General features: G+C 70.4%; 18 protein-coding genes and 1 pseudogene. 15 read left to right on the top strand and 4 right to left on the bottom strand.

Going from position 1 to position 22,207, the window contains the following annotated elements; translation table 11 throughout:
- Positions 1-24: 24 nt before the first annotated feature.
- Positions 25-807, bottom strand: coding sequence for a TetR/AcrR family transcriptional regulator C-terminal domain-containing protein (locus AC5L35_RS19115; protein ID WP_495061017.1), 783 nt, complete (start codon positions 805-807; stop codon positions 25-27).
- Between the two features lie 75 nt (positions 808-882).
- Between AC5L35_RS19115 and AC5L35_RS19110 the strand changes: the two genes are divergently transcribed.
- From AC5L35_RS19110 to AC5L35_RS19095, 4 genes are read left to right on the top strand one after another with little or no spacing between them, the layout of a single operon-like run.
- A complete protein-coding gene (locus tag AC5L35_RS19110) occupies positions 883-1,746 on the top strand; it encodes an alpha/beta fold hydrolase (RefSeq protein WP_495061016.1) in 864 nt (287 codons plus the stop codon).
- Between the two features lie 28 nt (positions 1,747-1,774).
- The gene (locus AC5L35_RS19105; protein ID WP_495061015.1) at positions 1,775-2,425 is read left to right on the top strand and encodes a TetR/AcrR family transcriptional regulator; all 651 of its coding nucleotides are present in this window, start codon (positions 1,775-1,777) and stop codon (positions 2,423-2,425) included.
- Positions 2,419-4,182 (top strand): ABC transporter ATP-binding protein, encoded by a 1,764-nt coding sequence (locus AC5L35_RS19100; protein WP_495061014.1) that lies wholly within the window; start codon positions 2,419-2,421, stop codon positions 4,180-4,182. The genes AC5L35_RS19105 and AC5L35_RS19100 overlap by 7 nt, the downstream gene beginning before the upstream one ends.
- Positions 4,179-6,188 (top strand): ABC transporter ATP-binding protein, encoded by a 2,010-nt coding sequence (locus tag AC5L35_RS19095; protein WP_495061013.1) that lies wholly within the window; start codon positions 4,179-4,181, stop codon positions 6,186-6,188. The genes AC5L35_RS19100 and AC5L35_RS19095 overlap by 4 nt, the downstream gene beginning before the upstream one ends.
- A gap of 21 nt (positions 6,189-6,209) precedes the next feature.
- On the opposite strand, the gene AC5L35_RS19090 is transcribed toward AC5L35_RS19095, so the two are convergent.
- The gene (locus tag AC5L35_RS19090; protein WP_495061012.1) at positions 6,210-6,665 is read right to left on the bottom strand and encodes a winged helix-turn-helix transcriptional regulator; all 456 of its coding nucleotides are present in this window, start codon (positions 6,663-6,665) and stop codon (positions 6,210-6,212) included.
- A gap of 93 nt (positions 6,666-6,758) precedes the next feature.
- Here AC5L35_RS19090 and AC5L35_RS19085 point away from each other — a divergent pair, with 93 nt between their 5' ends.
- The 7 genes from AC5L35_RS19085 to AC5L35_RS19055 all read left to right on the top strand — a co-directional run bounded on the left by AC5L35_RS19085 (position 6,759) and on the right by AC5L35_RS19055 (position 12,388).
- The gene (locus tag AC5L35_RS19085) at positions 6,759-7,469 is read left to right on the top strand and encodes an SDR family oxidoreductase (RefSeq protein WP_495061011.1); all 711 of its coding nucleotides are present in this window, start codon (positions 6,759-6,761) and stop codon (positions 7,467-7,469) included.
- 148 nt (positions 7,470-7,617) lie between these two features.
- Positions 7,618-8,145, top strand: coding sequence for an MEKHLA domain-containing protein (locus tag AC5L35_RS19080; RefSeq protein WP_495061010.1), 528 nt, complete (start codon positions 7,618-7,620; stop codon positions 8,143-8,145).
- 18 nt (positions 8,146-8,163) lie between these two features.
- Complete coding sequence (locus tag AC5L35_RS19075) at positions 8,164-9,093, top strand: TIGR03619 family F420-dependent LLM class oxidoreductase (protein ID WP_495061009.1); 930 nt, start codon at positions 8,164-8,166, stop codon at positions 9,091-9,093.
- A 36-nt stretch (positions 9,094-9,129) separates the two neighbouring features.
- Entirely contained in the window at positions 9,130-9,696 is a 567-nt protein-coding gene (locus tag AC5L35_RS19070) for a sigma-70 family RNA polymerase sigma factor (RefSeq protein WP_495061008.1), read from the top strand.
- Positions 9,693-10,331, top strand: a complete 639-nt coding sequence (locus AC5L35_RS19065; protein WP_495061007.1) for an anti-sigma factor family protein — start codon at positions 9,693-9,695, stop codon at positions 10,329-10,331. Before AC5L35_RS19070 ends, AC5L35_RS19065 begins: the two co-directional genes overlap by 4 nt.
- Before the next feature lie 107 nt (positions 10,332-10,438).
- Positions 10,439-11,335 (top strand): SDR family oxidoreductase, encoded by an 897-nt coding sequence (locus tag AC5L35_RS19060; RefSeq protein WP_495061006.1) that lies wholly within the window; start codon positions 10,439-10,441, stop codon positions 11,333-11,335.
- A 45-nt stretch (positions 11,336-11,380) separates the two neighbouring features.
- Positions 11,381-12,388, top strand: coding sequence for a YihY/virulence factor BrkB family protein (locus AC5L35_RS19055; RefSeq protein ID WP_495061005.1), 1,008 nt, complete (start codon positions 11,381-11,383; stop codon positions 12,386-12,388).
- Positions 12,389-12,406: 18 nt separating this feature from the next.
- On the opposite strand, the gene AC5L35_RS19050 is transcribed toward AC5L35_RS19055, so the two are convergent.
- On the bottom strand, positions 12,407-13,480 hold the full coding sequence (locus tag AC5L35_RS19050; protein WP_495061004.1) for an extracellular catalytic domain type 1 short-chain-length polyhydroxyalkanoate depolymerase: 1,074 nt from the start codon (positions 13,478-13,480) through the stop codon (positions 12,407-12,409).
- Positions 13,481-13,751: 271 nt separating this feature from the next.
- Here AC5L35_RS19050 and AC5L35_RS19045 point away from each other — a divergent pair, with 271 nt between their 5' ends.
- A complete protein-coding gene (locus tag AC5L35_RS19045; RefSeq protein WP_495061003.1) occupies positions 13,752-15,467 on the top strand; it encodes a PHA/PHB synthase family protein in 1,716 nt (571 codons plus the stop codon).
- 169 nt (positions 15,468-15,636) lie between these two features.
- Positions 15,637-17,232, top strand: a complete 1,596-nt coding sequence (locus tag AC5L35_RS19040) for an alkaline phosphatase D family protein (protein WP_495061002.1) — start codon at positions 15,637-15,639, stop codon at positions 17,230-17,232.
- A gap of 9 nt (positions 17,233-17,241) precedes the next feature.
- Here the strand turns inward: AC5L35_RS19040 and AC5L35_RS19035 are convergent, their stop codons facing one another.
- Complete coding sequence (locus AC5L35_RS19035) at positions 17,242-19,371, bottom strand: putative bifunctional diguanylate cyclase/phosphodiesterase (RefSeq protein WP_495061001.1); 2,130 nt, start codon at positions 19,369-19,371, stop codon at positions 17,242-17,244.
- A gap of 118 nt (positions 19,372-19,489) precedes the next feature.
- Between AC5L35_RS19035 and AC5L35_RS19030 the strand changes: the two genes are divergently transcribed.
- Positions 19,490-20,326: an SAM-dependent methyltransferase gene (locus AC5L35_RS19030; RefSeq protein WP_495061000.1), complete on the top strand. Its 837-nt coding sequence runs from the start codon at positions 19,490-19,492 to the stop codon at positions 20,324-20,326.
- Between the two features lie 219 nt (positions 20,327-20,545).
- Positions 20,546-22,005 (top strand): annotated as a pseudogene (locus tag AC5L35_RS19025) (peptide MFS transporter).
- Positions 22,006-22,207 lie beyond the last annotated feature (202 nt).

The raw sequence follows: 22,207 nt of genomic DNA, 5'->3' as shown, positions 1-22,207 counted from the left end.
CACTCTCCTGTCGATCTCGACGGGTCAGCGATGTCGGGGGGCTGCTACGCCGTCCAGCAGTACCGTCAGGCCGGCGGACAGGGCAGCGCGTGCCTCGCGTTCCTGGTGGGGGGTGGGGTCGTCGGCCGGGTGCCCGACGCCCCCGCTCCCGAGCCAGGTCGACTGGGGGAAGCGCTCGGCGAAGTCGGGTACGAGCTCGGCGAGTACCGCAGCGCGGCCCGCCCACCACTCCTGCTCGGACACGCCGCCTGCCGTCGCCGCGGCGCGTGACTCCGCGATCGTCGCGGCCGTCCCGCGGACGATGTGGAAGAGCATGCTGACCACCCGGCGCAGCATCTCCGGGCTCGACCCGGTGGAGCGCAGGATTCCCACCACGTCCTCGAGCACCGCCTGCTCGTGCGGCCCGAGCACCGGGCGCGCGAACGACACCTGCAGCGCCCACGGGTGGCGCACGTAGAGCGCGACGAGGTCCTCGGCCCACTCCGTGACGGCCGCGCGCCATTCCGCGGGACGTGCGTGGTGGCCGGTCAGCTCGGCGTGGACGCCGTCGTAGATCAGGTCGATCAGCTCGGTCTTGCCCGGCACGTACGTGTAGAGCGCCATCGCCGTGACGCCCAGCCGCTCGGCCACCGCGCGCATGGACAGCCCGGCCACACCGGCTTCGTCGGCCGCCGCGACGGCCGCCGCCACGATCGCGTCGACGCTGAGGGCCGGTCGGGGCCCGGGGCGCCGCGCCGGTGGAGCCGTCTCCCGCCAGAGCAACGGCAGTGACCGTTCGGCGTCGCCGGAACCCGCGAGAACAACCACGACGACAACTCCTTACGCCGTAAGCTAATGTGCGCTCCCTGTTTCTCTACAGCATAAAGAGTTGGGAGATGCCGGATGCCGATGCACCGAGCGCAGCTGCACGACGGGGCGAGCATCGAGGTGGAGGTCCGGGGCACCGGGCCGGCGGTGCTCCTGCCGGTGAACCCCCACCCGGTCGAGGGGCCGCAGGCCGACGCGTTGCGCGCGTGGGGTGCCGACCCGGCACTCGGGCGAGGGCTCGTCGACGGGCTGGCCGACGCGTACCGGGTGGTGGCCTTCGACTACGAGGGTCACGTGTTCGCCACCCCCAAGCCGCACACGCTGACGCCGGCGAACGTCGTCGGGGACATGCTGGCCGTTGCCGACGCCGCCGGTGTCGACCGGTTCGCCTACTACGGCTACTCGTGGCTCGCGCTCTGCGGGCTGCAGATCGCGATCCGCACCGACCGGCTCCGGGCGCTCGCGATGGGAGGGTTCCCGCCGATCGGCGGCCCGTACGCCGCGATGCTGCAGGTGACGCGGGCGACCCATCGGATCGCCACCGAGCCCCGCGCCGTTCCGGCGCCGTCGGGAGCCGGGCCGTCGCCGGACGAGATCGACTGGTCCACGGTGGAGGCCGCGGTGAGCGAGCCGCAGGCCCGGCAGTTCGTGACGCTGTACGAGGCTCTCCAGGGCTTCGACGACGCCGGCGCGCAGTCGCGGCTCACGTGTCCACGACTCTGTTTCGCCGGCTCGGCCGACGAGATCGAGTACGGCGAGCGCTGGGGCGGCGTGCACGTGAGCATGGCCGGCCCGCTGGTGGACCGGCGCGCCGAACTGGAGTCCTCGGGCTGGGAGGTGCACGTACTTCCCGGGCTGGACCACACGGCGGCGATGCAGGTCGCGAACGTGCTGCCGATCCTGCGGCCGTGGCTCGCGGCGGCGGAACCGGTTTGTTAATGAGTGCACGCTCATTTACCGTGCGTGTGTGAGCTCCGACGGCAGACGCGCCCCCCGGATGGCGCCCGACGACCGCCGGGCCGCGATCGTGGCCGCCACGCTCCCGCTCGTGCTGCGCCACGGGTACGCGGTGACCACCCGCCAGATCGCCCAGGCGGCCGAGATCGCCGAGGGCACGATCTTCCGGGTCTTCCCCGACAAGGAGTCGGTGGTCCAGGCCGTGGTGGCGGAGGCGTTCGACCCGGCGCCCACGCTGCGCGACCTGGCCGCCGTCGACCGGGCCCTGCCGCTCCGCGAGCGGCTCACGGCAGCCGTCACCATGCTCCAGCGTCGTCTGACGGACGTCTTCGGCCTGCTCAATGCGCTGGGCTGGACCGGGCCGCCGAACCGGGAGGGGCGAGCGGCCGCGCCCCAGCACCCGCCGGGCCGGGCCAACCCGACCGAGATCAACGAGAGGTTCCGGGCCGCCGTCGCCGACCTGGTCGGCCCCGACGAGTGCCGGCTGCGCGTGCCGGCCACCGAACTCGCCCATGTCCTGCGGCTGCTCGTCTTCTCCGGCACCCACCCGCTCATCGCCGACGGGCGCCAGCTCTCCGCCGAGCAGATCGTCACGGTGCTGCTCGACGGCCTCTCCGCGCCGCTCCCCGCGCTCCCCGACCCAGAGGACCACCCATGCTGATTCGCCTCTTGCGCGAGCGGCTGCGCCCCTACACCCGGCCGTTGCTGTTGGTCGTGGTGCTGCAGCTGCTCGGGACGATGGCGTCGCTCTACCTGCCGAGCCTCAACGCCCGCATCATCGACCAGGGCATCGCCCGCGGCGACACGGGATACATCGTGACCACCGGCGGGTGGATGCTGCTCGTCGCGCTCGTGCAGATCGTGTGCTCGATCGCGGCCGTGTACGTCGGCTCCCAGACCGCCATGGGCTTCGGTCGGGACGTGCGTGGCGCGTTGTTCCACCGGGTGGGCGAGTTCTCCGCGCGTGAGGTCAACCGGTTCGGTGCCCCGTCGCTGATCACCCGCGGCACCAACGACGTCCAGCAGGTCCAGATGCTCGTGCTGCTGTCCTGCACGATGCTGGTGACGGCGCCGATCATGTGCTTCGGCGGGGTGATCATGGCCCTGCAGGAGGACGCGCAGCTGTCCTGGCTGGTGCTGGTCTGCGTCCCCGTGCTGGCGGTCTCGATCGGCGCCGTGATCGTGCGGATGGTCCCGGGCTTCCGCAGCATGCAGACGCGCATCGACGACGTGAACCGCATCCTCCGTGAGCAGATCACCGGAATCCGGGTGGTCCGGGCGTTCGTCCGCGAGCCGGAGGAGACGGCGCGGTTCGCCAAGGCCAACACCGACCTCACGGACGTGGCCCTGCGGGTCGGGCGCCTCCAGGCCAGGATCTTCCCGATCGTCATGCTCGTGCTGAACATCTCGAGCGTGGCGGTGCTGTGGTTCGGCGCCGGGCGGATCGACACGGGGCAGATGCAGGTCGGCGCGCTCACCGCGTTCCTGACCTACCTCACCCAGATCCTCATGGCCGTCATGATGGCCACCTTCATGGTGATGATGATCCCCCGCGCGGCCGTCTGCGCGGAGCGCATCAACGAGGTGCTCGACACCGAGTCCTCGGTGGCCCTGCCGGAGAATCCGGTCGAACCGCAGGTCGCCACCGGCGTGCTGGAGCTGCGGGGCGCGGGCTTCGCCTATCCCGGCGCCGCCGAACCCGTGCTGCGCGACGTCACCTTCACCGCCCGGCCGGGCACCACCACGGCGATCGTCGGGAGCACCGGCGCCGGCAAGACCACCCTGCTCGGGCTCGTGCCCCGCCTGTTCGACGCGACGAGCGGCGCGGTCCTCGTCGACGGCACCGACGTGCGCGACCTCGATCCAGAGTACCTCTGGGGCCGGGTCGGGATCGTGCCGCAGAAGCCCTACCTGTTCTCCGGCACCGTGGCGAGCAACCTGCGCTACGGCAACCCCGACGCCACCGACGACCAGCTGTGGGCGGCGCTGGAGGTGGCCCAGGGCGCCGACTTCGTGCGCGCCATGCCCGAGGGCCTCGACGCGCCGATCACCCAGGGCGGCACGAACGTCTCGGGTGGACAGCGCCAGCGGCTCGCGATCGCCCGGCTGCTGGTCAGGGCCCCGCAGGTCTACCTCTTCGACGACTCGTTCTCCGCGCTCGACCTGGCCACCGACGCCCGGCTGCGTGCGGCGCTGCGACCCGTCACGACGACGGCGACGGTGCTGGTGGTGGCGCAGCGGGTGGCCAGCATCCGGGACGCCGACCAGATCGTCGTGCTCGACGACGGTGCCGTCGTCGGCATCGGCAGCCACGACGAGCTGCTCGCCGCCTGCCCCACCTACGTCGAGATCGTCGCGTCGCAGTTCAGTGCAGAAGAGTTCGGTGCCGCCCGGATCAGTGCAGAGGAAATGGCATGACCAGCCCGTCCCCGACCACCGTCCCGCCGGGCAAGGGCGGCGACGACACCGGCCGCGCGGCACGGGAGATGACGGCCGCCCGCCGGGGCGGCGGGCCGCCGTGGGCGTCGGCCGGGATGCCGGCGGAGAAGTCGATGGACTTCGGCCCGTCGGCGCGCAGGCTGTTCGGCAGGCTCGCGCCCGAGCGGGCCGGGGCGATCGTGGTGGTCGTACTCGGCATCATCAGCGTGACGCTCTCGGTGATCGGCCCGAAGATCCTCGGCCACGCCACCGACGTGATCTTCGCCGGTGTGATCGGGCGGCAGCTGCCTCCCGGCATCACCACGGCCGAGGCGGCCGACGCCGCGCGTGCTGCGGGCAACGAGACCTTCGCCAACGTGATCGAGGGGCAGTCGGTGGTGCCCGGGCAGGGCATCGACTTCGGGTTGCTCGGTCAGGTGCTGCTCGGTGTCGTCGCGATCTACGTGGCCGCCTCGCTGTTCGGCTGGGTGCAGGGGTACCTGCTCAACGGGATCGTCCAGCGCACGATCTTCTCGTTGCGCCGGGAGGTGGAGGACAAGCTCAACCGGCTGCCGCTGCACTACTTCGACCGCCAGCAGCGGGGCGAGGTGCTCAGCCGGGTCACCAACGACATCGACAACATCTCCCAGACCCTGCAGCAGACCATGAGCCAGCTGCTGACGTCCGTGCTCACGGTGGTCGGTGTGCTGGCGATGATGCTGCTGATCTCGCCGCTGCTGGCGCTGGTCGCGCTCGTCACGATCCCGGTCTCGGTGCTCGTCACCCGCGCCATCGCGAAGCGGTCGCAGAAGCAGTTCGTGGCGCAGTGGCGCAACACCGGCGCGCTCAACGCCCACATCGAGGAGGCGTTCACCGGTCACGAGCTGGTGCGGGTGTTCGGGCGACGCCGTGAGGTGGAGGCGGACTTCGCGACCAAGAACGAGCGGCTGTACGACGCCAGCTTCCGCGCACAGTTCATCTCCGGGATCATCATGCCGTCGATGATGTTCATCGGGAACCTGAACTACGTGCTGGTGGCCGTCGTCGGAGGCCTGCGGGTGGCGTCGGGCTCGATGAGTCTCGGCGACGTCCAGGCCTTCATCCAGTACTCGCGCCAGTTCACCCAGCCACTGACCCAGGTGGCCTCGATGGCCAACCTGCTGCAGTCGGGGGTGGCATCGGCCGAGCGGGTGTTCGAGCTGCTCGACGCCGAGGAGCAGGTGCCCGACCCGTCCGTGCCCGCAGTGCCGGCGACGCGCCAGGGCCGCGTGGTCTTCGAGCACGTCTCCTTCCGGTACCAGCCGGACGAGCCGCTGATCGACGACCTGTCGCTCACGGCGGAGCCGGGGCAGACCATCGCGATCGTCGGGCCGACCGGGGCGGGCAAGACCACGCTGGTCAACCTGATCATGCGGTTCTACGAGCTCGACTCCGGCCGGATCACGCTCGACGGCGTGGACACCGCGACGATGGACCGCGCCACCCTGCGCTCGGGCGTCGGGATGGTGCTGCAGGACACGTGGCTGTTCGGCGGCACGATCCGCGACAACATCGGCTACGGCGACCCCACGGCGAGCGAGGAGCAGATCCTCGCGGCGGCCCGGGCGACCTACGTCGACCGGTTCGTCCGCAGCCTGCCCGAGGGCTACGACACGGTGATCGACGACGAGGGTGGCAACGTCAGCGCGGGCGAGAAGCAGCTGATCACGATCGCGCGGGCGTTCCTCGCCGACCCCACGCTGCTCATCCTCGACGAGGCCACGAGCTCGGTGGACACGCGTACCGAGGTGCTGGTGCAGCGGGCGATGGCGGCGCTGCGGTCGGACCGCACCAGCTTCGTGATCGCCCACCGGCTCTCGACGATCCGGGACGCCGACCTGATCCTCGTGATGGAGTCGGGGCGCATCGTCGAGCAGGGCACGCACGACGAGCTGCTGGCCGCCCGGGGGGCGTACCACGAGCTGTACGCCGCACAGTTCTCCGCGGCGGCGGCGCAGGACGACTGAGCCCGGCGGTGCCGGGGAGGGTCAGGCGGGGTCGGGGACCATCTTGACGAACGTGACGTCCTCCACGGGCACCTCGCGACCGGTGTCGTCGATGAACCCCACGTGCACCGGGCGGTCGCCGTCCACGGTGCGCCGCACCGCCGTGGGTCCGAGCTCGTAGGGCCGGTGCTCGTCGCCCCACTGCTGCAGGGCGCCGAGCACCAGCCGCAGGTCGCGGCCCGCGGGCGTCAGGTGGTAGCTGTCGCGCACGCGCGCGCCCGGCTCGCGATAGGGGTACTTCTCAAGCACGCCCGCCTCAACTAACGTGGCCAGCCGGTTGCTGAGCACGTCAGGGGCCACGCCGAGCGTGGCGCGGAAATCGGCGAACCGGGTGATGCCCTCGAGGGCCTCCCGCAGGATCAGGAACGTCCAGCGTTCGCCCAGCACCTCGAGCGAGCGGGCGATCGAGCACATCCTGTTCTTCTCCGCGGGTGTCATGTGTCCAGTCTAACCCTGACTTGCCATACCCTACTGAGCTAGCTTACTTTGAAACTACTACTCAGGTTGACGGTCAGGACACAGGAGGACGGCATGGACATCCAGAACTCGGTCGCGGTGGTCACCGGTGCGAACAGGGGGCTCGGCCGGCATCTCGCGGCGCAACTCGTGAAGCGTGGGGCGAAGGTCTACGCCGGGGCGCGCAATCCTGCCTCGATCGACCTGCCCGGCGTGGTACCGCTGCAGATCAACATCACCGACCCGGCGTCGGTGGCGGCGGCCGCGGCCGTGGCGGGCGACGCGACCCTGCTCGTCAACAACGCCGGCATCGACACGTTCACCGACCTGCTCGACGGCGACCTCGACAAGATCCGGCTCGACATGGAGACGTCCTACTTCGGCACGCTGCAGGCCACCCGTGCGTTCGCGCCGGTCATCGAGGCCAACGGGGGCGGCGCCGTGCTGAACGTGCTGTCCGTGCTGTCCTGGGTGCACGTCGCGCCGCACGAGGCGTACTCCGCGGCCAAGGCCGCGAGCTGGGCGATGACCAACGCCCTGCGACTGCGGCTCGCGCCCAAGGGCATCACGACCACCGCTCTGCACGTCGGCTACATGGACACCGACATGGCAGCGAACGCCACCCTCCCGAAGAGCGACCCGGCGGTGGTCGCCGCCCTCGCGCTGGACGGCGTCCAGGCCGGCGCCCACGAGGTGCTGGCGGACGAGCTCAGCAAGAACGTGCAGGCCGGCCTCGCCGGCGGCGTCGCGGCGCTGTACCCGCAACTGGTTGCCACCTCGTCCTGAGTTCGCACCGCCGGCCGGAGTCGGACCGGCGGGGGCTCGGGCAGTTCGAGGTTGAACCTGGTCGACGAGCAGAGCCGGGAGATCGGGGCCACGGTCCCCGCCCTCGGCCGGGGGGAACAGGCGCCTCCGGTCGGCCGTTCTCGTCCTTGTGGATTCGACGCTCGGACCTGTCCCCGGTGACTCGGGCTCCCGCCTCCCGTCCTCGGCGGAGGACTCCGACTTCTTCCGGCTGCTCGTGGACAGTCACCAACGGTTCGTCGGAGCGCCGCTCGTCGACCCGGCGGCCACCGCGCGCTGGCTCTACGAGGACGCGCCGTTCGGCCTGCTGGCGCACGACGCCGGGGCGGACCCCCGCTTCATCTACGCGAACCGGACAGCGCAGCGGTGCTTCGAGTACGGTTGGGACGAGTTCACCGGACTGAGATCCCGGCTCTCTGCCGAGCCGGACCGGCAGGAGGACCGCAACCGGTTGCTCACCGAGGTCCGGGAGCACGATTTCTCCACCGGCTACCGGGGGCTCCGCATCGCGAAATCCGGTCGGCGTTTCTGGATTGAAGACCTCACCATGTGGAACCTCGTGAGTATCGGCGGTGTCCGGATCGGACAGGCAGCTGTTTTCTACCGACACGCCGACGCGTCGACAACCCGGCAGGAGGTTGGGCGGACCGCTTTCTAGGAAAGCAGGAACAGCGACGTGAGGTTCGGGCTGGGTCTTCCCCAGCGCACCGATCGGTACGACATCGAGACTGATGTGGCGCGCATCGCCCGGGCGGCGGAGCGCGCGGGGTACTCGAGCCTCTGGGTCTACGAACGGGTGCTGTTTCCCCTTCCGGCGGCCGGAGGTCAGAACGGCGTGCCGGGCCTTCCGTGGTCGGACGGGTACCGGACCTGTGCCGACCCCTTCACCGTCCTCGCGCTCGCATCGGTGGCGACGCAGGACGTGCGGCTGGGCACCGGCGTCATCGTGGCCCCGTTGCACCCGTCCCTGCAGCTGGCCAGGGCGCTGGCCACCCTCGACCTCGCGAGCGGTGGACGGGTGATCGCCGGCTTCGGCTGCGGCACGTCGAGTGACGAGTACCGCGGAGCCGGCGCGGACTTCGTCCAACGCGGCCGGTCCCTCGACGAGGCGGTCGACGCTTGCCGTGCGCTGTGGGGGCCGGACCCGGTGTCGTACCGCGACTCACGGATGGTCATCGAGAACGCCCTCGTGTCGCCGAAGCCGGCGGCGCTGCTCCCGGTGCTGCTGGGCGACGGGAACACGCGCCGGTCGATGGAGCGCATTGCAGGCAAGGCCGACGGTTGGCTGCCGGCGGGCGCATCCGCAGCAGTGATCGAGAGGAGCTGGAAGCAGATCCGGGACCGCGCGGCCGAGCTCGGTCGCGACCCCGATCTCCTCGAGCTGATCCCGCGCGCGAACGTCGTCTTCCGGCCACCGGTCGCCCGCGCCGACCGGCAGCCGTTCCACGGATCGTTACAGCAGGTAGTCGACGACATCGCCGATCTCGCCGAGCTCGGCGCCACCGAGGTCCTCATCGATCTCACCTGGACGGCCCGGGGCGGGGAGGAGCTGCTCGACCTGGCACTCCAGGTACTGGGTGAGCTCGACGCGGCTGGACTGCACTGATCAGCGGTTACATGGCTTGGGTCACAAAGTGCGTGAGTGTTGAACTACTTCTTGGCGGAGGCCGTTCTCCGTTGTGTGACCGCATCTCAGAGCGCCGTTCACGCGGAGACGTTCGTCCGAGCGCTGTACGAGGACGTCGCCGGGCCGCTCTACGGTTACGTTGTGCGTTTGACCGGTGACCGGGCCAGAGCTGAGGAAGTCGTGCAGGAGACCTTCGTCCGGGCCTGGCGCCGTGCACACACGCTCAACCGTGGCCCCGAGGAACTGCGCGGCTGGCTGTTCACCACGGCCCGCAACCTCGTCACCGACCTCTGGCGCTCCGACGCCGCGCGCCCGACGACCGTCTCGGACGAGCGGGCCCTTGGCGCGGCACCCGCTGCCGACGACCTCGAACAGGCGGTGCAACGCTGGACGGTCGCCGACGCGCTCCATCGCCTGAGCCTCGAGCACCGCATGGTCCTCGTCGAGACGTACTACGAGGGGCGGTCGGTGAACGAGGCCGCGGAACGGCTCGGCATTCCACCCGGCACCGTCAAGTCCCGCACGTACTATGCGCTGCGCGCGCTCCGACTGGTGCTGGAGGAGATGGAGGTGGCCAGGTGACCGACGGCGAGTGCAGGCGACTCGAACTCGGCGCCTACCTCGTCGGCAGCCTCGAACCGGGCGAGCGTGCCCTCGTCGACCGGCACATCGCCGACTGCGGCGAGTGCCTGGCCGAGCTGGCCGAGCTGGCGCCGATCCCGGCGCTGCTCGGGAGCCTCAACCCCGCTGAGGCACGCCAGCGGCTGTTGGTGCCGAGCCCCGCCCTCCTGTCGCGGGCACTCGAGGCCGTGAACGAGGACGATGGTCTCCAGCGTCGCCGGCTGCGCGGATGGAAGCTGCTGGCCTCGGCGGTCGCCGCCGTGGCCATCGCGGCCGCGCTGCCCCAGGTGATCCCGACCGCCGCCGCCACGCCACTGGCCGTCATGACCGGTGTCACCGCGGCGGGCATGGGCACCATGGAGCCACGGACATGGGGCACCGCCGTTCAGCTCCAGCTCACCGGGCTGCCTCCCGCCCTGGGCTACCGCGCGTACGCCACCGCCCGCGACGGGCACTCCGAGGTGGCGGCCAACTGGGGGGCCACCCCGGGCGGCCGGGTCACCATCAGCGGGGCCACCGCCATCCCCCGCAGCCAACTGGCCTTCATCCAGGTGCGCACGATCGACGGGCGACCGTTGATGACGCTGCCCTGCTGAACCCTCCTCCAGGGGAATTCGGTCCGCTGTACCCGCGTCGCGAGGATTGCGATCGTTCCTGTGGGGAACGTTGCGTCAGGTAGCGCGACGCGAACGGGAGACGATCGATGAGCAAGGACCAGTTCAGCCAGCAGGACCCCGGTGAGCAGCACGACGCCCCGGGAAGTGGCAACGAGACCGTGGCCTACCCGGGCCGCACGGGAGAGCTGGACGTGCGGCCCGACCACGGTGAGGAGACGTACCGGGGTACCGGGCGCCTGGAGGGCCAGAAGGCCGTGATCACCGGCGGCGACTCCGGAATCGGCCGGGCCGTTGCGCTCGCGTTCGCCCGGGAGGGCGCCGACGTGCTCATCTCCTACCTGGAGGAGGAGGAGAAGGACGCCCAGGAGACCGTGCGGCTCGTCGAGGAGGCCGGCCGCACGGCGGTGACCGTGCCCGGTGACCTCCGCGAGGAGGCGCAGTGCCGGGCGGTGATCGACCGGGCGGTGCAGGAGTTCGGCCGGATCGACGTGCTGGTGAGCAACGCCGCGTACCAGATGTCGCAGGACGGCGGCATCGACGCCATCACCACCGAGCAGTTCGACCGCGTGATGAAGACGAACGTGTACGCGATGTTCTGGCTGTGCAAGGCGGCGATCCCGCACATGGCGGAGGGGTCGTCGATCATCACGACCTCCTCGGTGCAGGCCTTCAACCCCTCGCCGCACCTGCTGGACTACGCCACGTCCAAGGCGGCGATCGTCAACTTCACCAAGGCGCTGGGCAACGACCTGACCGAGAAGGGCATCCGGGTCAACTCCGTGGCTCCCGGTCCGGTGTGGACACCGCTGATCCCGGCGACGATGCCGGAGGACAAGGTCGAGTCGTTCGGGCAGCAGTCGCCGCTGGGGCGGGCCGCGCAGCCCGCGGAGCTCGCACCCATCTACGTGTTCCTGGCCTCCCAGGAATCGAGCTACATCACCTCGGAGGTGATCGGCGTGACCGGGGGTTCTCCGATCACCTGATCGGCGTTCGAGGGTGACCCGTCACGGGTACCGACAGTCGTGGGGATGATCGGAAAAGTCGACGACTACCAGCGACGACACCGCTGGCTCGGGGTGCCGCTCGCCGTCGTCTACAAGTTCGTCGACGATCAGGGTTCCTACCTGGCCGCGCTGATCACCTACTACGGCTTCCTCTCGATCTTCCCGCTCCTGCTGGTCATGTCGACCGTGCTCGGGTTCGTGCTCCCGGGCAACCCCGCGCTGCAGCAGCAGTTGATCGACAGCGCGCTGTCGCAGTTCCCGATCATCGGCGACCAGCTCACCAGCACGGCCAAGCCCCTGCGCGGGTCGGGCTTCGGGTTGGCGATCGGGATCGTGGTGTCGCTGTACGGCGGCCTCGGGGTGGCGGTCGCCGTACAGAACGCCCTCAACCAGGTGTGGGGCGTGCCGATCAACAAGCGGCCCGACCCGTTCCGCGCGCGCCTGCGGAGCCTGCTGATGCTCGCCCTGCTCGGCCTCGGCGTGCTGGTCACGACGGTGCTGTCGGCGCTCGCGGCGGGCGCGGGCACCATCGGTGCCGGGTTGGGAGTCGGGCTGCGCGTACTGGCGATCGTGGTGTCGGTCGCGGCGATCTGCGGGCTGTTCGTGCTCGGCTTCCGCGCGCTGACCGTGCGGGACGTCAGCGTCCGTGACGTGCTGCCCGGCGCGATCATGTCGGCGGTCGCCTGGCAGATCCTGCAGTCGCTCGGCGCCTTCTTCGTGAGCCACGGGCTGATGGGGTCGACCCAGGTGTACGGGCTGTTCGGCATCGTGCTCGGGCTGCTCGCCTGGATCTATCTGGAGGCGACGATCATCGTGCTCGCCGCCGAGCTCAACACGGTGCTCAGCAGGAGGCTGTACCCGCGCTCGCTGCTCACCCCCTTCGTCGAGGACGTCGACCTCACCCACGCCGACCGCCGCAGCTACACCTCCTACGCCAGCACCCAGCGGTTCAAGGAGTCGCAGACGATCAACGTCGAGTTCGAGCAGCGGGACAGGAGCGACCAGGAACGCCGGAAGTCTCCTGCGGAGTGACGCCGGTGCGCCTGCGGGTCAGTCGCGGTCCCGGGGGTGTTCGAGGAAGAAGCGGACCATCTCGGCGGACGCATCGGGGCCGTCCGGGTCGGTGTACGAGCCGGCCGCGTCGCCTCCCGACCAGGCGTGCCCGAGCCCGTGCACCAGCCACGACTCGGCGACGACGGACCCGTCCTCGCCCTCGACGAGGATCTGGGTGCTGGACCGGCGGCCGGTGGTGGTCACCTCGCGCATCATCGCCGTGGTGGGTCCCGCGCCTGCCGCGAGGCGCGCCTCGACCAGGTGCTCGGCGTTGACCGGGGCCACGACGTTGTCGGCGTCGCCGTGGAAGACGACCAGTGGCAGGTCGGCACCCGTGCGGCGGGTGCCGCCGCCCCGCATCGCGGCGAAGGCCGAACCGGCGTCGTGCGCGGCTCCGTAGGCGACGCCCGAGTGCACACCGACGGCCGCGTAGAGGTCGGGATCGGTGACGGCCAGCACCGCGGCCATCGCACCCCCTGCCGAGAGCCCCGCGACGTACACGCGGCGGGGGTCGGCACCGTGCTCGCCGATGATCCGCCTGGTGATCCCGGCGAGGACGGCGGGCTCACCCGCCCCGGCGTGCTGGTCGGCGGGGGAGAACCAGTTCCAGTACCTGCCGCGGTTGGCCGCGGTGGACTGCTCCGGGTACGCCACGAGCATGCGGTGCTGCTCGGCGAGCCGGTCCATCCGGGTGCCGAGCGCGAAGTCGGCGGCGTCCTGCGTCCCACCGTGCAGCATGACCACGAGCGGCGGCCGTTCGCCGGGGCGCAGGGACGAGGGGACGTAGAGGTCGACGTTCCGGGTGCCCGCCGCCTCGGTGTCTGTCAGGTGCAGGGTCCGGCCCGCTGCCTCGGTGGACGGGGGGCGTTCGTCGTCCTGACGGGACCGCAGCAGGCCGCGGTGCACGCGGCTCGACAGGTCGGCCCCGGGGGCCGGGGACGGCGCGGCAGGGTGCGGTGAGCCGCTGCCGGCGCCGTTCAGGGTGCTCTGTATGACGGCGACCGCCTCGGTCAGCCGTCCTTCCCGGGTGAGTCGCAGGGCCGCTTTGATTCCGGCCTCCGGATGCTCCATGTCGCTCCTTGGCCGCGCTCCTGAGCCGGGGCGGCTGCCCCGCTGACGGGAAAGTAGGCACGCCCTGATAAGTATGTCAAACAGGGGCGCCGGGATCCCGCACGGTCGTCCAGTTCTTCAGCAGGTCGCGCGCCCGCTGTGGTCCTCACAGCCCTCACGGGCTCTGCGAGCACCGGGCTCGGCGCGCGGAACGGCCCTGATCGGGGGTGTCCGACGTTCCCGCCCGGCGGGAGGATGGCCCCTGGAGCTCGTCGGACGTGAGGATGTGCACATGGCCGAGGAACTGCCCGACACCGCTGCCGAGCACGCAGCGAGCGTTCTGGGCCCGGAGTCCGAACTGTTCGAGGACCTGGACGCCGCCGGGTTCGGCGAGGCGCTGACCCAGGCTGTCCGCGCGAGCCTGTCCAGTCCGGGTGACACCGCGCTGGCGGGTATCCGGCTGGCCACGGACCTGGCGCGGATCCCGTTCATCGCCACCACCCGCTGGCTGGGTGGCGAGGCGGAGGCTCCGGAGCCGCCCGATCCGAAGGACCGCCGGTTCGCCGACCCGGCGTGGGACGCCAACCCGGTGTTCTACTCGGTCCGCCTGGCCTACCTGGCGGCGTGCCGGTTCGCCCGCGACGTGGTCGGCTCCGCGGACCTGGAGGCCGACGCCGCGCGCAAGGCCGCGATGGCGCTCGACCTGCTGCTGGACGCGCTCGCCCCCACCAACTTCCTCGCCACCAACCCGGCGGCGCTCAAGCGCGCGTTCGAGACGGCGGGCGGCAGCCTGCTCAAGGGCGCCCAGAACTTCCTCGACGACCTGGTCCACAACGACGGGCGGCCCCGTCAGGTGGACGCCAGCGGGTTCGAGGTGGGCCGCAACCTCGCCTGCACGCCTGCGAAGGTCGTCTACCGCAACGAGCTCATGGAACTGCTGCAGTACGAGCCGCGCACCGAGCAGGTGCACGCCAACCCGATGCTGTGCAGCCCGCCGTGGATCAACAAGTACTACGTGATGGACCTCGCGCCCGACCGCAGCTTCGTCCAGTGGGCGGTGGACCACGGGCGCACGGTCTTCGTGATCAGCTACAAGAACCCGTCGAAGGACATGTCCGGCACCACCATGGACGACTACCTCGTCAACGGTCCGCAGAAGGCCCTCGACGTCATCCAGGAGATCACCGGCGCCGAGACGGTCGACATCGTGGGGCTCTGCCTCGGCGGGGCACTCACGGGCATCACCGCGGCGTACCTCCAGCAGGCAGGCGACCGCCGCATCGGCGCGTTGACGCTGCTCAACACGATGCTCGACTACGCCGAGCCGGGCGCGCTGGGCACGTTCACCGACCGGCGCACCATCGAGAAGCTCGAGAAGAAGATGCGGCGCGAGGGAACACTGGAGGGCCGGTCGATGGCCGGCACGTTCGACGTGCTGCGCGCCAACGACCTGATCTTCAACTACGTCGTGTCGAACTGGCTGATGGGCAAGAACCCGCCGGCGTTCGACATCCTCGCCTGGAACGCCGACAGCACCCGCATGCCCGCCGAGATGCACGCGTTCTACCTGCGGAACTTCTACCTGGAGAACAAGCTCGCCGCTGGTGAGCTCGAGATCGCCGGGAAGAAGATCGACCTCAGCGTGATCAAGTCGCCCACCTATGTCGTGAGCGCGATCAACGACCACATCGTGCCGTGGCAGTCGGCGTACCGGACCGTCGGACTCGTCAGCGGCCCGGTCCGGTTCGCGCTGAGCAGCGGCGGCCACATCGCCGGCATCGTGAGCCCGCCCGGACCGAAGGTGTGGCACATGATCGCCGAGACCGAGTCGCTGCCGGCCACGGCGCAGGGCTGGCGCGAGATCGCCGAACGCCACGACGGCTCGTGGTGGGAGGACTGGGCGCGCTGGTCCACGGCCCACTCCGGCGCGTTGCAGGACCCGCCGCGGATGGGCAGTGCCCAGTACCCGGTGCTCGGCGACGGGCCCGGCGAGTACGTCCGGACCTGACCCGGACGTCCACAGCGGCCTGACCGAGGTCGCGATCCACCACGGATGATGTTGCCCGCACATCCGCGGAGCAGCCGACCGGCCCCGTTCATGAGATCGCGGTCGCCATGCCGCATAACGGTCATGTCCGGAATTAACGATCTTCCTGTCGCCGCACAGGAGGATCTTGATGTCGTCACGCATCTCCCCGCTCTCCCGACGCAGGTTTCTCGGAGTCGGCGGTGCCGGTGCCGCCGCCGTGCTGCTGGGCACGGGTGCCTGGAACGCTTCCGGCGCGTACGCCGCGACACCGTCGATGGGTAACCCGTTCACCCTCGGCGTGGCCTCGGGTGACCCCGCGCCCGACGGCGTGGTGCTGTGGACGCGGCTGGCCCCGGATCCGTTCGTGCCCGACGGCTCCGCCGGCATGCCGGCTCGACCGGTCCGCGTGGAGTACGAGGTGGCCACGGACGACCGTTTCCGGAAGGTGGTCAACGGTGGGAGCGTGATCGCCACCCCCGAGCTCGGACACTCGGTGCACCCGGAGATCAACGGCCTGCTCCCCGACCGGGAGTACTACTACCGGTTCCGGGTCGGCGGGGAGATCTCACCCGTCGGGCGGACGAGGACGGCGCCACGGGCGGGGTCCTCGCTGCACGAGCTGAACTTCGCGTTCGCCTCGTGCCAGTCGTGGGAGGACGGGCTCTTCACCGCCTACGACCACCTGGCCGCTGAGGACCTGGACCTCGTCGTCCACCTCGGGGACTACATCTACGAGAACGGCGTCACCGGGCAGAAGCGCGGGACCCCGGTCGGGGCCCAGTTCAGCGGGGAGACCTTCGACCTGGCGCGCTACCGGCTGCAGTACGCGCTCTACAAGGCGGAGAAGCCGTTGCAGGCCGCGCACGCCAACTTCGCGTGGATCCATGTGAACGACGACCACGAGGTGGAGAACAACTGGGCGCGGGACATCTCGCAGGCCGACACGGAGCCCGACCAGGACCCGGCGGTGTTCCGCAAGCGGCGCGCCCAGGCCTACCAGGCGATGTACGAGAACCTGCCCTACCGCCACGCTCAGCTCCCGGCCGGCCCGGACATGCACCTGCATCGCCGGATCGCCTACGGCGACCTCGCCGACTTCACGATGCTCGACACCCGCCAGTTCCGCGACGACCAGCCCTGCGGTGACGGGACCTCCGCGACCTGTACCGACCGGCTGGACCCGAAGCACACCATCCTCGGCGCGCAGCAGCGTGACTGGCTGTTGGACGGGTTCTCGCGGTCACGGGCCCGCTGGCAGGTGATCGGCAACCAGGTCCCGATGGGACAGACCGACCTGGACCCGGCCGACCCCACGGAGGTCTACCTCGACCCGTGGGACGGCTACGTCGCCGATCGCAACCGCGTGCTCGCGGCCGCGCAGGACCGCAAGGTGCGCAACCTCGTCGTGATCACCGGCGACCGGCACCAGAACTACGCGTGGGACCTCAAGCGCGACTACGCCGACCCCGGCTCGCCGACGGTGGGTAGCGAGTTCGTCGGCACGTCCATCACCACCGGCGGCAACGGTGCCGACATGACGGCGGACGGGCAGGCGCTGCTGGCTGCCAACCCGCACATGAAGTTCTTCAACAGCCAGCGCGGCTACGTCCGGGTCAACGTGAACCAGCAACGCTGGCGCAGCGACTTCCGGGTGATCCCGTCGGTCACGACGCCCGGTGCCCCGATCAGCACTCGCGCGAGCTACGTGGTGGAGGACCGGAAGCCGGGGGTCCAGGCGGGGTAGGCGAGGTGGTCAGCCGTCCGGCGGGAGTGGCCTGCCGAACAGGTGGGTGATCTCGTCCCATGGCGCGGACCGGGCGTAGAGCCAGCCCTGAACCGTGTCGCAGTCGCTCGCCCGCAGCCGGTCGGCCTGCGCCGGGGTCTCGACGCCCTCGGCGGTGACGGCGAGCCCGAGGGCGTGGGCGAGGGTGATCAGGCTGCTGACGATGGGGTCGGCACCCGTCGCGGGGTTGCGCAGGCCGTCGATGAACGTGCCGGCGAGCTTCAGGGTGTGGAGGGGGAGCCGGGGGAGGTAGCTGAGGTTGGAGTACCCGGTGCCGAAGTCGTCGACGGCGATCCGGATGCCCATCTCGGCCAGCGCCGTGATCGCCTCGACGGGGCGCCCGGCCGGGCCGAGCAGGGCGCTCTCGGTGAGCTCGAGCTGCAGCAGGTGCGGCGGCAGGCCGGTGTCCTTCAGGGCGCGCGTGACGTCGGCGACCAGCGCGGGGTCGTGGGCCTGCCGCACGGCGAGGTTGACGCTGATGAACAGGCCGGCGTCGGAGTGGGCGGCGTGCCACTCGGCGCCCCGCGCGCAGGCCTCGTTCAGCACGTGGCGGCCGAGCGCGACGATCGAGCCGGTCTCCTCGGCGAGGTCGATGAACTGGTCGGGACTGAGCAGCCCGAGTGTGGGATGCGCCCACCGGACGAGCGCCTCGACCCCGTGCACCCGGCTGTCGGCGAGCCCGACGATCGGCTGGTACTCCACCCGGAACTCGCCGCGCTCGAGGCCCGGGAGCAGGTTGGCCGACAGGGTGTAGCGCGTCATGTCGCGCGCGTTGCGCTCCGGGTCGAAGCGGGCCCACCGGTTGCGGCCGTCGGACTTCGCCCAGTAGAGGGTGACGTCAGCGGCCTTGAGGATCTCCGCAGGTGTGGTCTCGTCCACGGAGCATTCGATCACCCCGATGCTGGCCGAGACCGAGAGCCGGTGTTCGTCGACGTCGATCGGTTCGGCGAGCACGGCGAGCACGGTGTCGGCGAGGATCGCCAGCTCACCCTCCGGCGGGTCGTCGACGAGGATGACGAACTCGTCGCCGCCCATCCGGGCGACCAGGTGTCCCCGCGTGGACACGCACTTGTCGAGGAGGCGGGCCACCCCGATCAGGAGCGTGTCGCCGACGTCGTGCCCGAGCCGGTCGTTCACGGCCTTGAACCGGTCGAGGTCGAGGTAGCAGATGCCGACCCGGCCCCCTGGCTGGGCGAACGCCGCGGCGAGCCGGTCCTGGAAGAGCGCGCGGTTGGGCAGCAGGGTCAGCGGGTCGTGCAGCGCCTGGCGGCGCAGGCGTTCCTGCAGCTCGCGGCGGGTGGTGATGTCCTCGACCATGGCGACGATGAAGACCGGCGTGCCGTCGGCGTCCCGGATCAGTGAGGCTGTGAGGTTGGTCCACACGATGTGCCCGTCGCGGTGCCGGTAGCGCTTCTCCACCTGGCCGCTCTCGCGTCTGCCCTCGAAGATCTCCTCGTAGAGCTCCCACATGTCGGCGGCGTCGTCCGGGTACATGAAGTCGCCCACGGTGAGCAGGCGGAACTCGGCGATGGTGTACCCGAGCATCGAGGCCAGTGCCGCGTTCACGTCGACGATGCGCCCGTCGGTGTCGGCGATGGTGATGCCGATCGCCGCGTTGGCGAAGATGGCGCGAAAGCGGGCCTCGCTGGAGCGCAGTGCGCCCTCCATCTGGTAACGGGCCTTGACCTCCGTCCTGCGCATCAGTTCCTGCTCGTCGAGGATCCGGGCCCGCAGCTTCGCCACGTAGCCGTCGGCCACCGCGGCCTCGACGGTCGGCGCGGTCTCGTGCGGCCGGTCGGCACCGGCCGACCGCGCGGCCTTGGGGAGGTTGCGGGCCAGCGCGCTCACCGTGATCGGCAGGACGTCCGCGGCAAGCAGTCCGGCGTCGACCATCGATGCGCCGACCTGCCGGGCCGCGTCGAGATCCACCGGGTCGACGGCCGCGGCGAGCGCCACCCGCGATGCCGCGCGCGTGAGGAACTCGTGCAGGTCGTCGCGGGACAGCGGCAGGTACGGCACGCGAGCGAGATCCCCGGCCCAGGACGCCACCAGCGCAGTCACATCCGGTGCGCGATGGAAATCCCGCTGGCCGCTGGTCATTGGCCCAAGGATACGGCCGAATGCGTCAGACTTCTCCCCCGAGTAGAACGTGCTGTATCCGGCGCTCGGACGGACCAGTTATGGTTGCGCTGTCGAGTAACCAGTGAGGGGCGGTGTCATGGGGCGGCCGAACTGGGTGTCTGCGGAAATTGATCTAGAACGGCCGAGCGGGGCCCGCGTCTGCGACTACTTCCTCGGTGGGGCCCACAATTTCGCAGTGGATCGGGAGCTGGCCGAGATCGTTTCGCGCATGACCCCCGACATCGGCGACGCGATGCGCGCCAATCGGGCCTTCCTGCGCCGCGCCGTGCGGTTCATGGCAGACCACGGCATCCACCAGTTCCTCGACCTGGGGTCCGGGATCCCGACGCTCGGCAATGTCCACGAGGTGGCTCAGCGAGCCGATCCCGCGGCCCGCGTCGTCTACGTCGATGTCGACCCCGTGGCCGTCTCCCACAGCCGGATGATCCTCGACGGCGATCCCCGCACCGCCGTGGTGCAGGCCGACGCCCGGGAGGTCGAGTCCATCCTCGCTGCTCCGGAGAGCCGGCGGCTCCTCGACCTCGAGCAGCCGGTCGGAGTGCTGATCCTCGGCCTGCTGCACTTCATCCCCGACGCCGACGACCCGGCAGGCGTAGTCAAGCGCCTGCGTGAGGCGGTTGCCCCCGGTAGCTTCGTCGCTCTGGCCAACGTCACCCACGAGGACCAGCCTCCGGAGGTGATCGAGGGTCAGAAGCTGTCGAACCAGATCGACACACCGATCTGCCTCCGCTCCCGCACCGAGTTGCTCGAGCAGTTCCACGGGCTGTCGCTCGTCGAGCCCGGGCTGGTGCACATCCCGCGCTGGCGTCCGGACTCGCCCCTCTACGTGGACGAGCGCCCGGAACGGTTCGGCGTACTCGGCGGGGTCGGCTGGAAGGATCCCGAGGAGAGCCGGAACGGAACCGCGCACTAGGCGCACCGCCGGCCCGGTGGAGCGGCTGCTGGAAAACGATCAGATGTCACGTTCGCGTCGTCGATCCGCATCGCCTCCGGCCGCCGGCGTCAGCCGGTCGTGACCTTTTCCCGACTCGCCACCGACAATAGAGTCCGCCGGGAACCCAGAGGCCGCGAAGACATCGGGACAACCTGTTCCGAGATCCGCGCGGCGCCTCGAAGCGGATGGTGTGTCGTCATGACCGATGTGGCCGATGCGCCTCGGGAACAGAAGACGTTCTTCGGTCAGCCGCGGGTTCTGGCGAACCTGTTCGGCGTCGAGATGTGGGAGCGCTTCTCCTTCTACGGCATGCAGGGCATCCTGCTGATCTACCTCTACTACTCCGCCGCGGAAGGCGGGCTGGGGATCGACCAGACGGCGGCCACGAGCATCGTCGGTGCCTACGGCGGTCTGGTGTACCTGTCGACCATCCTCGGGGCGTGGCTCGCCGATCGCGTGCTCAGCGCGGAACGGACGCTCTTCTACAGCGCGATCGTGGTGATGACCGGGCACGTGGCGCTGTCGTTGCTGCCCGGGCTCCTGGGGGTGGGGGTCGGCCTCGTGCTGATCGGTGTCGGCAGCGGTGGTGTGAAGGCCACCGCGACGTCACTGGTCGGCACCCTCTACGCGCCCGGTGACCCGCGCCGCGACGCCGGCTTCTCCCTCTACTACCTCGGGATCAACCTGGGCGCGCTCGTCGGGCCCATCCTCACCGGGCTGCTCCAGACCAACCTCGGCTTCCACTACGGGTTCGGGCTCGCCGCCGTCGGCATGGCCATCGGCCTGGTGCAGTACAGCTTCGGTCGCAAGCATCTGACCGGGTCGGCCCGGATCGTGCCGAACCCGCTGCCGGCCTCTCGCCGGCCGATGATGGTGGCCGGGGCCCTCGCTGCGGTCGTGGTGATCGCCGTGCCGGCGTTCACCGGGATCCTCACGGCCGACCGGCTCGCGAACATCGTGGTCGCGCTGAGCGCGCTCGCGGCGGTCAGCTACTTCGTGGTCATCCTGCGCAGCGGCCGCGTCACGCCGATCGAGCGGCGCCGCGTGCTCGCGTTCATCCCGATGTTCCTCGCCAGTGCCGCGTTCTGGTCGCTCTACCAGCAGCAGTTCACCGTGGTGACGATCTACGCCGACCAGCAGCTGAACCGGAACATCCTCGGCTGGGAGATGCCGGTCTCCTTCGTCCAGTCCATCAACCCGGTGTTCGTCATCGTGCTCTCCGGCGTGTTCGCGGCGCTGTGGACGAAGCTCGGCACCCGGCAGCCGTCGAGCCCGATCAAGTTCGCACTCGGCACGCCGTGATGGGCGTGGCGTTCCTGCTGTTCCTGCCGATGGCCGACGACCAGCCGGGCACCTCACCGCTGCTCGGGTTGACCGGCATCCTGTTCGTCTTCACGATCGCCGAACTGCTGCTGTCCCCGGTCGGGCTGTCGCTGTCCACCAAGCTCGCCCCCGCGGCGTTCCGCACGCAGATGGTGGCCCTGTTCTTCCTGTCGGTGGCGCTGGGCACAGCCATGTCCGGGGTGCTGGCCGAGTACTACAGCACGGCCACCGAGTCGATGTACTTCGGCGTGCTCGGGGTCGTCGCGATCGCGCTGGGCGGCGTCCTCGCGCTCATGAACCCGCTCCTGCGGCGCCTGATGGGCGGGGTGACCTGACCTTCCCGGTGAGGTGGGCCGGCCGGACGGTCAGTTCTTCGAGATGTCGGCCTCGACGTTGTCGAAGGTCTGGTCGTCGAACTCCGGGACCGCGGCGAAGCCGCCCGTCAGCATGACGCCCGTGTGGTTGCCGAAGATGGTGTTGCCGGTGAGGTCGAAGGTGCCGTCGCCGTCGACGTAGACGCCGTAGCGGGTGTTCTCA

This window comes from Pseudonocardia sp. OZ21 (assembly GCF_059359135.1).
The sequence above is the reverse complement of the archived record's forward strand: the minus strand, read 5'-3'. Positions and strand labels throughout refer to the sequence as shown.